Below are 14,135 nucleotides of genomic sequence, written 5' to 3'. Positions count from 1 at the left end.
ATTTATTATGCTTTAAGCATCTTTTTGTAATTCATGTTGATAGATGAGTTTCATGGCGGCAATATTGCCATAATTAGCGGCTTTATTAAGCCAGATAAAGGCTTGGTGAAGATCGGTTTTTGTATAATACGGTTGATCTTTGCCGATGTATGATCGACCTAATAAGTACATTGCCTCAGTATTGCCTAGCTTGGCAGAGTCAACAAGATAATTATGAGCTTTTGCTGGTTGATTTTTAGCGTTGTAAATCAATGCCAAAGCACGATAGGCATTGGCGCGATAGTCGCGAGGTTGTGCCAGATTTTTCTTATCAAGGAACTTATCAAAATATTTGATCGCTGTATCATAATTAGGCTTAACGGCAATCCCGTAGGTGTAATAAGTCCCTAGAAAGTAGGGAGAAGTTGGGCAACCGTTATTGTAGAGTTTGGTAAATGCAGGCACAGATTGGCTATATTGACCATGCTTAAACAATGCATATGCATCATTATAGGCTTTGGAAAGACAAGCGTTTGCTGTTTGAATGCTTAAACTTGCTAATAAAATACCGCTAATAAAAAGTGCTTTAGATCTAAACTTAATCATCATTTGTCCTCACTTGTTAAACTTTATCGCAATCCAAAAAGAAAGTAATTATTTTAAGCATTCATGTTGCTTAATTTGCTCATTTCAACACCCCGCCTCGCAAGCTTGGCACCCCTCTTGCAAAGAGAGGAATAATACCAGTCCTTGTCCAATTCCCCTCTTTATAAGAGGGGTGGCAGCCGTAGGCTGACGAGGTGTTTTAATTTCTAAAGTACATAACTCCAATGAATTAGGTTTTAGTGATATAGCCTTGAGAGCTCACATCAACGGCAGGAGAGTATTCGATGTGCGCAGATTTACGTGTTGATTTGCGCGCGCGTGGTTTTTTTTCCTGCTTGCTGCTGTCGTCATTATCACTTGCTGCAACGGTTTCAACTTCGTTCTCATTATTCTCATTAGTAGTGTTATCATCACTTTGTAGTATGGTTTCACCGATAATGATGCCAATTTCTTCAGCTTCAGCTGTTGACCCTTGCGCTTCTTTAGCTTGTTTGGAAAGCTCTTTTTGCTTAAGTTTTTCTTCCTTGGCAATCTCAGCAGTTAATGCTTGCGTGTCAACTACTTCAAAGTTTAAATATTTAACTTTGCGGGTTTGTGAAGCATGCGTTTCAACCTGAACAGCCTGATCACTGGTCAGTGTCGTCACTTCGGCTAAAACTTCTTTAACCATCACTGAAATTTTCTCTTCAGGTGTGGTTGAGATTGTCTTCATAATCGCTTTTTCTTTTGCCGCTTTTTGTGCTTCAGGTGAATCTTTCTTTAGTGCAGCAATATCGACCATCTCTTCACTTTGGTGAACTTGTAGACGTTGGTTGTTGCGATTATTGTTACGGTTGCCTTTATTGCCTCTGTCGCGATCATTTCTATCGTTTCTATCATTGCGATTGTTACGGTCATTGCGGTCATTCTTATTGCCGCGATCACTGCGATTGTCACTATTTTGACGTGTATCAGCAGATTTGTTGTGATGATCATTACGCTCTTCACTTTGTTGCTGATGACGTGGCTTATTCCCATTCTGATTTCTATTGTTGTTGCGATTATCACGACGATTGTTATCACGATCATTATTACGCCCGTCACGAGATTGAGATTTGCCACGATGCTCACTACGCTCATTGTTCTTATTATCAGATCTATTGTGTTGACCTTTCTTTGGTTGCGTAGATTTGTGTGATTGTTTTTGATCGCGTGTATTACGCTCACTACTGTCTTCTTTATCGCTGAAGAAAAAGGCGCTTAGCTTTGCCCAAAAACCTTTTGGTTCAGCTTTGCTATGCTTGGCTTCTTTATGGGGTTCTTTAGTAGCTTGAGGCTTGTTGTCAGATTTTTTATTGTCATTACTGTTAGATGACTGATTATAATCAGCAGATTTTAACGCTGGCTGCTTTGATTTATCCTGTTTTGGTGTTTTATAAAGCTCAACATCTTTCTTATCCTCAATCAAATCATAGCTTGGACGACTTGCCGTATAAGCATCACCCCAAATGCGTTGCACGCTGAAATGTGGAGATTGTAAGTTGGCATTAGGAATTAAGGTAACCTTGGTACTAGTACCTTCTTCAATTTGCATTAATTCATCACGCTTCTCATTTAGCAGGAATGTTGCGACATCAATGGGTAATTGTACGCGTAATTCATTGGTTTTATCACGCACTGCCTCAGCATGAACATTGCGTAAAATAGATAATGCTAAGGATGGGATTGAACGAATAAAACCATGTCCTGCGCAACGTGGGCATGAGTGCATTACTGACTCACCAAGAGATGCTTGTAAACGCTGGCGCGAGATTTCAACCAAGCCAAATTTAGAGATGCGCGTCATTTGGATGCGTGCGCGATCATGGAATAAAGAATCAACCAGCTTTTGCTCAACTGCCTTTTGATTGGGGAAAAATGCCATATCAATAAAGTCAACAACGATTAAACCACCAAGGTCACGCAAGCGTAATTGTCGCGCGATTTCCTCAGCTGCTTCAAGGTTTGTCGCAAAAGCCGTCTCTTCGATATTGTCACCTTTGGTAGAACGTGCTGAGTTAATATCGATTGCAGTTAATGCTTCTGTGGTATCAATCACAATTGAGCCACCCGATGGCAGCTGCACTTCACGTTTAAATGCGCTTTCAATTTGCTTTTCAATTTGGAAAGCGTTAAATAATGGCAGATCTTTTTTATAAAGCTGCAAACGCTCGACAAAGCTCGGACGTAGCATGCTTAATTGGCGCTTAAGGTCTTCGTAAGACTCCTCATCATCGATAATAATTTCTTTGATATCTTCTTTTAAGTGATCACGAATAGCACGAATAGTAATGTCACTTTCTTTGTGAATTAAAAAAGGTGCTTTACGCTGATATGAAACACGTTTGATTGCATCCCAAAGTGTTGTCAAAGTATCAAGATCCGCTTGAATTTCATCAGCTGAGCGATCAACACCTGCTGTGCGGATAATAACGCCCATATTGGCAGGGATGGTTAGAGAATCAAAAAGGGCTTTGAGTTTTTGACGCTCGTCACCTTCAATGCGACGAGAGATACCGCCGGCACTTGGATTATTTGGCATCAATACCATATAGCAGCCAGCAAGTGTGATGAAAGTTGTTAAAGCCGCACCTTTTGAACCACGCTCTTCTTTAGCAATCTGCACAATCAATTCTTGACCGACATCAAGCAACTCATTTAACGGAGTGTCTTGGTCTTTGGCTGTCTTCTTGAAGTATTCAGGGGAGATTTCTTTAAATGGCAAAAAACCGTTCTTATCTTCACCATAATTAACGAAAACAGCATTTAAGCTTGGCTCAATGCGTGAAATTTTTGCTTTGTAGATATTGGCTTTTTTCTGTTCTCTGTCAACACTCTCGATGTCTAAATCCATCAATTGAACGTTGTCGACGATTGCAATACGCGTTTCTTCTGCTTGACGCGCATTGATTAACATTTTTTTCATGTGTTGTTATCCTTTTAAATTCAAGTTGTTTAAAAGGTACAAAGGATGAAGCTAAGTGCGTAGATGATGTGTTTGCATGAAATAAAGTGCGTGCCTGGCTAGTTAAAGCCCAATAAAAGCACGCTGTTATTGTTATTATTGTTATAAAAACAATCATCTTTTTTGTGATTCCTATAGTTTTCTCATCTTGCGTTTGTGCTTATGCGACCAAAAACGCAAATATTCTGCTATGGTCACTTATGCTCTTTGTCATAAGTGGTTACACAAATTAGGGACACTTAAACTTTGCCCTAATACCTTTGTGTGATTTAACGTTTAATGTGTGCAGCCCTTGTGAATAGATTCTCCAAGGTTGCTTGCAGTTGTCTTAGATAACTGCAGTTATTAATCATCTAAATCTGTTTTGCATATTTTATGCTTTCTTTTAAAAACACATAGCATAGACTCAAAGTGTCAATACACTATGTGCGGTTGGATTCAAAGCGTCATGTAGATGAATGAGTCATTGGCTAATTGCGCTAACGCAATTGACTTCTCCCAGTCGATGTACAATCGTCAAAATCCATATCAAATTGTTGTTTGTTATTGCGCTATAAAACTATCGAGCAAAAACAGCGGTATTTTAGCAAAAGGTCACTGTGAATGAAAGTTAAATTGTTGAATGCTTGTAATAATCTTAAAGAGTTTCTATGCTAACGCCTAGGATATAGAAAAAATAAATCATTTTAAGGATGAGGATGAATAAAGTTCATTACCCAAAGGATGTATTGCGATCAACCGTTTATGGTGCCATTGTCGGTGTGTTAGTGGGGAGTATTGGAGCACTTTTTCAGTTATGTATCCATTGGATATTGGCAGGGCAGCAAGCAGCTTTTACTGCGCTACAAGATAATCTATTCTTGCTTTGCCTATTTAGTATGTTCTTCTCAAGCATGTTTTTGATTCTATCGTTAGTTATTGTCAGACGTATGGTGCCTGAGGCTTCAGGTAGTGGCGTCCAGGAGATTGAAGGAGCACTTGAAGGTGTGCGCGAGCTTCGATGGTGGCGTGTATTACCTGCGAAGTTTATCGGTGGGGTAATGTCTTTATCAAGTGGACTTGTCTTAGGAAGAGAGGGCCCCACCATTCAAATGGGTGGGGCGATTGGTCAGTTGGTTAAAAGTGTCTTTCGATTGAATAATGATTATGCGCATGTACTTATTGCCGCAGGTGCAGGCGCTGGTCTTGCAACAGCATTTAATGCGCCTTTGGCGGGGATTTTGTTTGTGATTGAAGAAATGCGTCGTCAATTCAAATACAGCTTTCAATCATTGCAAACGGTGATTGTTGCCTGCGTTGTTGCCGATATTTTGCTCGAAGCATTGTTGCAAACTGGAGGGTATAACATTCGCCAGATGATGGATATCGATATGACAGCATATAACGCGCCACCCTTATCAAGTTTATGGCTTTTTGTCGTTTTTGGTGCGATTTTTGGTGCATTGGGTGTGCTGTTTAATAAATATCTCGTTCATTCATTGAATTTTTTTGCTAAGCGTTCAGGCTTTGATTTTTGGAAGTGGATCATTCTTATTGGTGCAGCAACGGGTTTGCTCATTGTCTTTTTGCCGCATGTGGTTGGCGGTGGCTATAAAGTCATGCCCGATGCATTGCACGGTGAGATTGCTTTGTCAGCCTTAATCGCTTTATTTGTTTTGCGCTTTATCACAACCTTGGTTAGCTATGGCACGGGTGTCCCTGGTGGGATATTTGCTCCAATGTTGGCATTGGGGACGATCTTTGGTATGTTTTTTGGCATTGTCGCGCATGCGCTTTTTCCGGATCTTATAACCAATCCACAAGTTTTTGCTGTTGCAGGCATGAGTGCACTTTTTACTGCGACGGTTAGTGCGCCACTAACGGGGATCGTACTCGTTGTTGAGATGACGATGAATTATGCGCTGATCTTGCCATTGATTGTTACGTGTTTTAGTGCAACGATTGCTGCAATTTTTATGGGAGGAAGCCCTATTTATAGCACGCTGTTAAGTCGTACGCTCGTATTGGCAAAGCGTAAAAAGCTTTATTTGTCATTTAGAAAGGATAAAAAACGTAAAAACAGAAGTTTGTAGGGGCGTATTGCATACGCCCATAAAGATATACTATCATGCACGGCATGAATTAATGCATATGCTATAGGAGATATAATGCGTTTATTTGGATACATAATCTTAGTGATTATATTTGTTTTAGTTGCGGCGTTGGCAGTATTGAATGCACAGGAAGTAACCTTTAATTATTTGGTTGGTACGTTTCATTTGCCGTTGATATTGTTACTGTTGGTGGTTTTTGTTTTGGGGCTTGTTATCGGTATGGTTTTGATGCTGTTGTCACGCAAAAGAAAACTGCGTGATAAGGTTGTTAAGGAATGATTGTCCTTGGTATTGAAACATCATGTGATGAAACGGGCATTGCCATTTATGATGGCTCGAAACACAAACTTCTTGCCAATGCATTGTTCAGCCAGATTGATTTGCATGCGCAATACGGTGGAGTGGTGCCTGAACTTGCTTCGCGTGATCATGTAGCCAAACTCATTCCACTGACAAAGGAGGCGTTAGCGCACGCAGGGCTAACACTTGAGGATATTGATGCCATTGCCTATACGGCAATGCCAGGATTGGTTGGCGCGCTAATGGTTGGCGCAACATTTGCCAAAACATTAAGCTATATGCTTGATATTCCTGCAATTGCGATTCATCACTTGGAAGGACATTTATTAGCACCATTATTAAGTGAAGAGGTTAGACCTGAGTATCCTTATGTGGCGTTATTAGTTTCAGGAGGGCACACACAGCTAATAGCGGTTAAGCGCTTTGGGCAATATGAACTATTAGGTGAGTCAATTGATGATGCCGCAGGTGAGGCTTTTGATAAAACGGCTAAATTATTGGGATTGCCTTATCCTGGTGGTCTGCATTTGGCACGTCTTGCTGAACAAGGGCGAGCAGGTATTTTTGTTTTCCCGCGTCCGATGTGTGATCGTCCTGGATTTGATTTTAGTTTTAGTGGTCTGAAAACAGCGGTGCTTAATACTTGGCAGGCGCAAGAGGATCAAAGTGAACAAATTAAAGCTGACATTGCTTATGCATTTCAAGAGGCACTAATTGATACGATTGTGATTAAATGTAAGCGTGTATTAAAGCATACCGATATGAAGAATTTAGTCGTTTCTGGTGGTGTTAGTGCTAACAAAGGATTGCGATCAGCACTTAGTGCGTTGGCACTTAAAAATCATTGGCAAGTTTATTATCCGCCTTTGGCGTATTGCACAGACAATGGGGCGATGATTGCCATAGCAGGTGCTTATCGTTTAGCAAATGGCTTTGTTGATCAGGATATGGTAATCAATGTGAAACCAAGGGCACCTTTAAATCTTTAAAGATGTGGCTATGACCATATTCCTGACCACTTTTATTGTGTAAGCGTTGGCTGAGCGTAAGTCGAAGCCTTTATGAAGTGCGATTTTCCCAAACTTACCCTTCGAGTCACGCTCAGGGTGCGGTGAGCACTTGAGGGTGAATATTTAGTCTTAGCCAAAGATGCTTTAAAGTTTGTTAGAAATTCAAGTTGAGTTTTAATACCCCTCACCCGCGCAGCACAAGCTGCACGAGCTCTCCCGCAAGGAGAGAGGTGAACGACTGTTTAGATGGAAAACTTATTTTTCCATATAATATGGGTAATATAATCCATCAAGAATCCCTTGAAAATCAATATGCTCATCCTTAATGCTTAGTGTTTGACTACACATTTTTTCTCCTGTTTTCCTTAATTAGTAACGCATTGATAGCTATTAAAACATGTTGCATTTATTTGCGTCTATAGAAAAATATAAAACTATCTTAGAAAACCAGTTGTCACTTTGAGTGATGATGATAAGATGAACCTTCGCTAATTTTTTGATTCAAAAACATGTTGGAAAATCATACACCGCATACGGTTTCAGGGATGAAAAAACTTGGGGGTATTTTGTTAATTGCTGGCACATCAATTGGCGCGGGAATGCTGGGTATTCCTTATGCTGTTGCTGCGGTTGGCTTTAAAAGCGCGTTAATCTTGTTGTTTATCAACTGGATTATTATGTTAGCAACAGCACTGTTGATCGTTGAAGTCAATGTGCGTCAGCCCTTAACGGCAGATTTAAATACCATGGCATTTGCTACTTTGGGACGCTTTGGGCAAGTTGTCAATTGGCTGGCTTATCTATTATTGCTATATGCGTTAACCACAGCATATATTGCTATGGGTGGTGGGCTGCTTGATCAATATGTGCTAGGTGTAAGTAACTCGAATGGATACGGGGCGCTGTTATTTACTGTGATATTGGGTGCGGTTATTTATTTTGGTACATCAGCAGTTGACCAACTAAATAAACTGTTTTTCACTCTTAAAGCACTTTGTTTTATTGGGATTATTGTGGTGATTGTTCCGTATGTGCAAACCAGTTTGTTAAGAGCACAAAGCATGGGTATCGGCTATGCATGGTATGCTTTTCCTATTTTAATCACTTCTTTTGGGTTTCATATTGTGATCCCAACGATTCGTAATTATTTTAAAAATGATCATGAGTTAAAACGCATTGTTGTCATTGGCGCGAGTGTGCCATTTGTCGTCTATGTGGTATGGGTTATTGTTACTTTAGGTGTTGTTCCTGTTTTGGGTGAATATGGTTTTAAATATCTCATGACACATGGTGTTGATTTAGGTAAGGCGTATCATCATCTACTGAATGTGCATGCGGCCAGTGGTTTTATTGTTGGATTTTCTAATATTGCAGTCACAACATCATTTCTTGGCGTGACGTTAGCGTTATTTCACTTTAATCAAGATGCTTATCGCTTGAAGAAATCAACCAAAGCAAAGCTTTTAAACTTTGTGATCACCTATGTGCCACCATTGATATTTGCTGTTTTTTTTGTCAATGGCTTTTTAGCTGCATTAGGCTATGCCAGTATCTTTGTTTGTATTTTGCTAATTATACTGCCGGCGTGCATGGCATGGTCATTAAGGAATCGTGAGGGGCGCAATACGCTACCCAGTAAAATATATTTATCATTATTGATCCTATTGGGTGCATTTATTATTGTGTTGCAAATATTAAGTAGTATCGGTCTTTTATCAGTATTAGCATGATTTTTCTTGAGCTTGAGCATATTTTTAGTCATAATTCAGCCGTTTTCATTTACCTTTAAAATGATTTTCTGCTAAAACTAGATTGTACGTATTCGATGGGCGTACATTTTTCATTTGCGATTAGGTGACTCGTTTAGGGATTGTTTCTATTTATTGGAATATTGAAACCTTTGGTGAGATTGAATTAAGCTTAAAAGTAAATGCTAAGTAAGAAGAAATAAAAAAAATTTAAAAAATTAAAAAACAAAAATATGAAATATCTTAATTAAGGGAATTCATGTCGGAAGATAACCAGATAACTTATGATGAACTTGCTGCGGTGGCTGAACGCCTAAGTCGTGAGGGGCGCAAAGTCACACTTGAGTATGTGCGTCGAGAATTAGGTAAGGGTACGCATGCACAGATCGCGATCCTTCTTGGTAAGTGGCAAAAAGAAAATGCACAATTAATGCATGAAAATAAAAATGCAAGACCTAAATTTTCACAATCAAGATCTGATGATACGAGAAATACAGGCACTTCTTCGTTGCGCAGACTAGATATGAATGGCTTTAAATCAAAGAAGCCTACGCGCCAACAGCAATCCACTCATGGACAAAGCGAATATAGAAAATCTTATTCAAGAACGCAGTTTATCGGTAATGGTAATTCCGATGAGTCTTATGAGGCGATCGCACCGCGCGAGTCATTGACTTCGGAGCGTTTGCAGGCGGAACCTGCAATTATTCAGAAGCTTTTTCAGGCATTAGCGATTATTAGAAGTACGCGTTTGTTAGCACAAGAGCACTATCAAACAGCACAGAATGAATTGCTTAATACGCGTATGACCTGTGATCAAGAAGTGCGTGATTTTCAAAAAACGGCGAATGAGCAATTATTGGCATTGCAAACCGAGTTTAGTCGTTTGAAAACAAATTATGATCAAGAGATTATTGCCATTCGTCGTCAGTTAAGTATATACCCATCGTAAATCATTTTGCGGTGTTTACTTGTAAAGTAGTTTGTGAAGATTTTAGTAAGTTGGATTGCAGGTAATAGCTAGGACTATTATCAAAATTCAACTTGCCAAAAGCATGCAAAATACAAAGCAAAAAATTCTGTAAAATGGTTTGTGATGGGTATATAATTCTGCCTACTAAGTTGATCAGACAGTCGCGTCCTACCACTTTTTGTAATTTATTGGAGTTGCGCATTTAAGAGAAAACTATGATTTCATAAACACCCCGTCAGCCTACGGCTGCCACCCCTCTTGTGAAGAGGGGAATTAGGTGACAGTAATTTTAGCCGTTTAGGGTTTTGATAAAGAAAACTTACAAAGTTACAAAAAGTGGTAGGACGAGGAAAGTCCGGGCTTCAAAGAGCAAGATGCCAGGTAACGCCTGGGAAGCGTAAGCTTACGGAAAGTGCAACAGAGAATAGACCGCCTGTATTGTTATATGGGTAAGGGTGAAACGGTGTGGTAAGAGCGCACCGCGCTTTTGGTAACAAAAGTGGCATGGTAAACCCCATCTGAAGCAAGGCCAAATAGGGTTGTAATAGTGTGGCTCGCGCTGCAACCGGGTAGGCTGCTTGAGCATTATGGTGACATAATGCCTAGAGAAATGACTGTCCACGACAGAACCCGGCTTATCGATTGACTTAGTATTTTTCACCTTTTTTGCTTTTTTTACCTGACGCAATATATTTGATATTTATCATACTTTCACTAGGGTTTTTCACTGATTTTCGTTATTCTTAAATACAGTTTTAATTGATCGTGCATGCTTGAATCCCACGTGTGGACTTTAGACTTTTTAAGATGATTTTTGGATAGATAACAATGGTGCAAGTAACGGACAAATATGCCTTAACCGATGAAGGGTTGATTGATTTTCAGAAATGGTTACCTTTATTAGAAGACTTTTATCCAAAACAACGCTTAGCAACGATTGCCGGCGCCATTGATATTTTAGCGCAATATGGGGTTGATGAGCCTTCAGTGCATGGTGGTACTTGTTTTGGTTATGGTGTTGAAATGGCAGCAGTTCTTTTTGATTTGCAGGCTGATGAAGAATCTGTCGCCGCCGCATTGTTATTTGAACTTCATTATAATCAAAAAATTTCGCCTGAGCTTGTACTTGAAGCTTGTGGTGAAACAGTGTTGAAGATTCTTGATGGTGCCACTGCCATGTCGGCAGTTAGAGCATTGCAAAATGACAAACCGAATCAGGCACAAATTGATACCTTTCGTAAGATGCTATTAACCATTGTTGAAGATGTGCGCATCGTGTTGGTTAAATTAGCAGATCGAGTATGCACGATGCGTGCGGTTAAGAACTGGACGGAAAGCTACAGGCAGACAATCGCCAAGGAAATCCTTGAGATATATGCCCCATTGGCAAATCGTTTGGGCTTGTCAAAAACAAAGTGGGAGCTTGAGGATCGTGCTTTTGCCTGTTTATATCCTGTTGAATATAAGAAAATCGCCAGAGGGTTGAAAAAGAAACGCTTGCAGCGTGAGGCTTATATTCATGATGCGATGGATATGCTTGCGACTGAGCTTAAAAAAGAAAATATTCACTTTGAGCTATCTGGTCGGGTGAAGCACATTTATAGCATATGGCGCAAACTACGCAAGAAAGAGCGTAATCTTGATGAGCTATATGATATTCGAGCGATGCGTGTATTGGTTGATTCGGTTGATGAATGTTATCGTGCTTTGAGTATTGTTAATCAATTGTGGGAGCCCATTGCCAGTGAGTTTGCTGATTATATTGCTACACCTAAACCTAATGGTTATCGCTCGGTACATACGGTTGTCTATGGGCCTGAGCGTTTGACGCTCGAGATTCAGATTAGGACACATCAAATGCATAATGAGTCTGAAATGGGGGTGGCGGCACATTGGCGCTATAAAGAAGGAGTTAAACATGATCCAAGTTACGAAGCACGTGTTAATTGGTTGCGATCATTACTTGACTGGGAGACTGAGCTTGCCGATGAGTTAAAAAGCGATGAGCTTAAAAAAGAGCTTGCCGGAAATCGTGTGTATGTGTTTACACCTAATGGTGATGTGATTGATCTGGAGTTAGGATCTACCGTGCTTGATTTTGCTTATATGGTGCATACGATGATTGGGCATCGCACTAAGGGGGCTAAAATCAATGGCAAGATTGTGCCGTTGACAACAAAGCTTAGTACAGGAGATAAGGTTGAAATTCTCACTCACAAGGAGCCAAGTCCCAGTTTGGATTGGGCAAATGCAGGTAGTGGTTTTATTCATTCAGCGAAAATTCGCGCACGTGTGGCGCGTTGGTTTAAACAGCTTAATAAAGAGCAAAATGCAGCATTAGGTCGCGAGCGCCTATTAGATGAATTAAAACAACATCGCTTAAAGTCAATTGATTATGCTGAAGTTGCCTCACATTTTAATATGGCAGATGAGGAAACATTGTATGCAGGAATTGAGACGGGGTCTCTGCGCTTTAATCAGGTGGTTAATTATATCGTTGAGCATTACAAGCTTATTGAAAAACCAACAGTTGAAGAAGTGGCGATTAAGGGTGTTAATGTCACACAAAGTTTAAAAGACAATGCATGCAAAACAGATTTAACGATTTATGGTGTTGATAATTTATTGTCACATATGGCAGGATGCTGCAAGCCGGTGCAAGGTGACGATATTGTTGGCTATTTAACACATGGTCGAGGCGTGACTGTGCATAGAGCGGTGTGCTCTAACTTCTTGCGTTTAAGCTTAAGCTCACCTGAGCGGGTGCTTGATGTGCAATGGGGAAAAAAGGACTTAAGACGTTATCAGGTTGATTTGCTGTTGATTTGTAGTGATGTTGAAAAGGCGGTGTACGAAGTTACCAGTATTTTAACGATTGAAAAGATAACAATTGCCGCATTACAACCTTCGCATTCAGATAAACATAAAACGATCAAACTAAGCTTGATTTTGACGGATATGCAAACTTTAGATACGTTGGCTAAGAAAATGAGCTCAACGGCTTATGTTGAGAATGTCACGCGTGTGATTGCGTAATTTGAATTTTTAGTACTGAATAAAGAATAATTTGCATCAATTAGTACCTCCCCTCTTGCGGGATTGCTCGTGTAGCTTAAGCTGCGCGGGTGAAGGGTGATTGAAGTTCAACTTATTATTTCTGCATTATGACTTACTTAAGTGCATCGAGATATTTCTCAGCATCAAGTGCTGCCATGCAGCCGGTTCCCGCTGAAGTAACCGCTTGTTTATACACATGATCCATCACATCTCCTGCAGCGTAAACGCCCTCGATAGACGTTTGTGTGGCATTGCCAGCAAGACCGGATTTGACGGTGATATAATTATTTTCCATGCAAAGTTGACCATTGAAGATCTGTGTGTTTGGCGTGTGACCAATCGCGATAAATACGCCATCAACCGCGAGCTCTTTGGTAGTATTTGATTTGACATCTTTGATACGTATACCAGTTACACCCGAATCATTACCTAAGACTTCATCAAGGGTGTGAAACCACTCAAAACGGATATTACCGTCTTTAGACTTTTTCATGATTTGATCAATTAATATTTTCTCCGCTCGTAACTCATCACGGCGATGTACTAATGTCACGGTTTTGGCAATATTTGATAAATAAAGCGCTTCTTCAACAGCCGTGTTGCCCCCGCCGATAACCGCAACATCTTTGCCGCGATAGAAAAAGCCATCACACGTAGCACATGCTGAAACGCCTTTACCCATAAACGCTTCTTCAGAGGGAAGGCCTAAGTATTTGGCACTTGCTCCTGTGGCAATAATAAGTGCATCACAGCTGTATTGATCATTTTCCCCTATCAATGTGAAAGGGCGATTGTTAAGATCTACTTGATTGATGTGATCGTAAATCATCTGAGTATTAAAGCGTTCAGCTTGGGCTTGTAGCTTTTGCATCAGTTCAGGCCCTTGAATACCGTTTTCCTCACCTGGCCAGTTATCAACGTCAGTTGTTGTGGTTAACTGCCCACCAGGTTGCATACCAGTAATAATCACGGGGTTTAAATTAGCGCGTGCGGCATAAATAGCTGCCGTATAGCCAGCAGGTCCTGATCCTAAAATAATAAGTTTATGATGATTTTGTGCCATTCTTTTTGCTCCATAATGTCAAATAATCAAACGACAACATGGTAAACGGAAAGCGCGCTGGAAGCTATTGCCGATTTCAAATTAGTTGATGTAGGGAAGGTGATGGCATTTATATCTGGGCTGTATTAGAATGCTTTGGCATAAAATTAGTGGTAAAAGAGTGCTTAAACAATGAGATTATCTGAACGAATGAAAAGCGTTTTGAAAAAGGCCGTTTCTCAAAGCTTTGGCGAAGTGCCTGTATACTTGTTTGGTAGCCGTGCTAATGATAGCTTAAGCGGTGGTGATATTGATTTAGCCATTGATGTTGAAATGGATAAAGA

Annotated in this window: 10 protein-coding genes and 1 other RNA gene; 8 read left to right on the top strand and 3 right to left on the bottom strand. The window is 40.2% G+C overall.

Annotation, left to right across the window (positions count from 1 at the left end; all coding sequences use genetic code 11):
• Positions 1-12: 12 nt before the first annotated feature.
• Positions 13-585, bottom strand: a complete 573-nt coding sequence (locus ACY10D_RS07165) for a tetratricopeptide repeat protein (RefSeq protein WP_487000069.1) — start codon at positions 583-585, stop codon at positions 13-15.
• Between the two features lie 229 nt (positions 586-814).
• The gene (locus tag ACY10D_RS07160) at positions 815-3,529 is read right to left on the bottom strand and encodes an Rne/Rng family ribonuclease (RefSeq protein ID WP_487000068.1); all 2,715 of its coding nucleotides are present in this window, start codon (positions 3,527-3,529) and stop codon (positions 815-817) included.
• 737 nt (positions 3,530-4,266) lie between these two features.
• On the opposite strand from ACY10D_RS07160, the gene clcA reads away from it, so the two are divergent.
• From clcA to ACY10D_RS07125, 7 genes are all read left to right on the top strand, one after another.
• Positions 4,267-5,640: a H(+)/Cl(-) exchange transporter ClcA gene (gene clcA, locus ACY10D_RS07155; RefSeq protein ID WP_487000067.1), complete on the top strand. Its 1,374-nt coding sequence runs from the start codon at positions 4,267-4,269 to the stop codon at positions 5,638-5,640.
• A 75-nt stretch (positions 5,641-5,715) separates the two neighbouring features.
• Positions 5,716-5,940, top strand: a complete 225-nt coding sequence (locus ACY10D_RS07150) for a lipopolysaccharide assembly protein LapA domain-containing protein (protein ID WP_487000066.1) — start codon at positions 5,716-5,718, stop codon at positions 5,938-5,940.
• Positions 5,937-6,950 (top strand): tRNA (adenosine(37)-N6)-threonylcarbamoyltransferase complex transferase subunit TsaD, encoded by a 1,014-nt coding sequence (gene tsaD / locus ACY10D_RS07145; protein ID WP_487000065.1) that lies wholly within the window; start codon positions 5,937-5,939, stop codon positions 6,948-6,950. The genes ACY10D_RS07150 and tsaD overlap by 4 nt, the downstream gene beginning before the upstream one ends.
• Before the next feature lie 530 nt (positions 6,951-7,480).
• A complete protein-coding gene (locus ACY10D_RS07140) occupies positions 7,481-8,701 on the top strand; it encodes an amino acid permease (protein WP_487000064.1) in 1,221 nt (406 codons plus the stop codon).
• Positions 8,702-8,978: 277 nt separating this feature from the next.
• Entirely contained in the window at positions 8,979-9,671 is a 693-nt protein-coding gene (locus ACY10D_RS07135; RefSeq protein ID WP_487000063.1) for a DNA-binding protein, read from the top strand.
• Between the two features lie 344 nt (positions 9,672-10,015).
• An RNA gene (gene rnpB / locus ACY10D_RS07130) (RNase P RNA component class A) lies at positions 10,016-10,346 on the top strand.
• A gap of 174 nt (positions 10,347-10,520) precedes the next feature.
• Entirely contained in the window at positions 10,521-12,728 is a 2,208-nt protein-coding gene (locus ACY10D_RS07125; RefSeq protein ID WP_487000062.1) for a RelA/SpoT family protein, read from the top strand.
• Between the two features lie 133 nt (positions 12,729-12,861).
• Here the strand turns inward: ACY10D_RS07125 and trxB are convergent, their stop codons facing one another.
• Positions 12,862-13,812 carry a thioredoxin-disulfide reductase gene (gene trxB / locus ACY10D_RS07120; protein ID WP_487000061.1) on the bottom strand — a complete coding sequence of 317 codons (951 nt, stop codon included), beginning with the start codon at positions 13,810-13,812 and terminating at the stop codon, positions 12,862-12,864.
• A 171-nt stretch (positions 13,813-13,983) separates the two neighbouring features.
• On the opposite strand from trxB, the gene ACY10D_RS07115 reads away from it, so the two are divergent.
• Positions 13,984-14,135 (top strand): nucleotidyltransferase domain-containing protein (locus tag ACY10D_RS07115; RefSeq protein WP_487000080.1); only part of this gene is annotated, 152 nt, incomplete at its 3' end.

This window comes from Cysteiniphilum sp. (genome assembly GCF_057495195.1).
This window is presented reverse-complemented; position numbering and strand designations above follow the sequence as displayed.

Bases quoted from the DNA above. Each gene is read 5' to 3' on its own strand.
- ACY10D_RS07165 (WP_487000069.1), bottom strand. From the start codon at position 585: ATGATTAAGTTTAGATCTAAAGCACTTTTTATTAGCGGTATTTTATTA.
- clcA (WP_487000067.1), top strand. From the start codon at position 4,267: ATGAATAAAGTTCATTACCCAAAGGATGTATTGCGATCAACCGTTTAT.
- trxB (WP_487000061.1), bottom strand. From the start codon at position 13,812: ATGGCACAAAATCATCATAAACTTATTATTTTAGGATCAGGACCTGCT.
- ACY10D_RS07160 (WP_487000068.1), bottom strand. From the start codon at position 3,529: ATGAAAAAAATGTTAATCAATGCGCGTCAAGCAGAAGAAACGCGTATT.
- ACY10D_RS07140 (WP_487000064.1), top strand. From the start codon at position 7,481: ATGTTGGAAAATCATACACCGCATACGGTTTCAGGGATGAAAAAACTT.
- ACY10D_RS07135 (WP_487000063.1), top strand. From the start codon at position 8,979: ATGTCGGAAGATAACCAGATAACTTATGATGAACTTGCTGCGGTGGCT.
- ACY10D_RS07150 (WP_487000066.1), top strand. From the start codon at position 5,716: ATGCGTTTATTTGGATACATAATCTTAGTGATTATATTTGTTTTAGTT.
- tsaD (WP_487000065.1), top strand. From the start codon at position 5,937: ATGATTGTCCTTGGTATTGAAACATCATGTGATGAAACGGGCATTGCC.
- ACY10D_RS07125 (WP_487000062.1), top strand. From the start codon at position 10,521: ATGGTGCAAGTAACGGACAAATATGCCTTAACCGATGAAGGGTTGATT.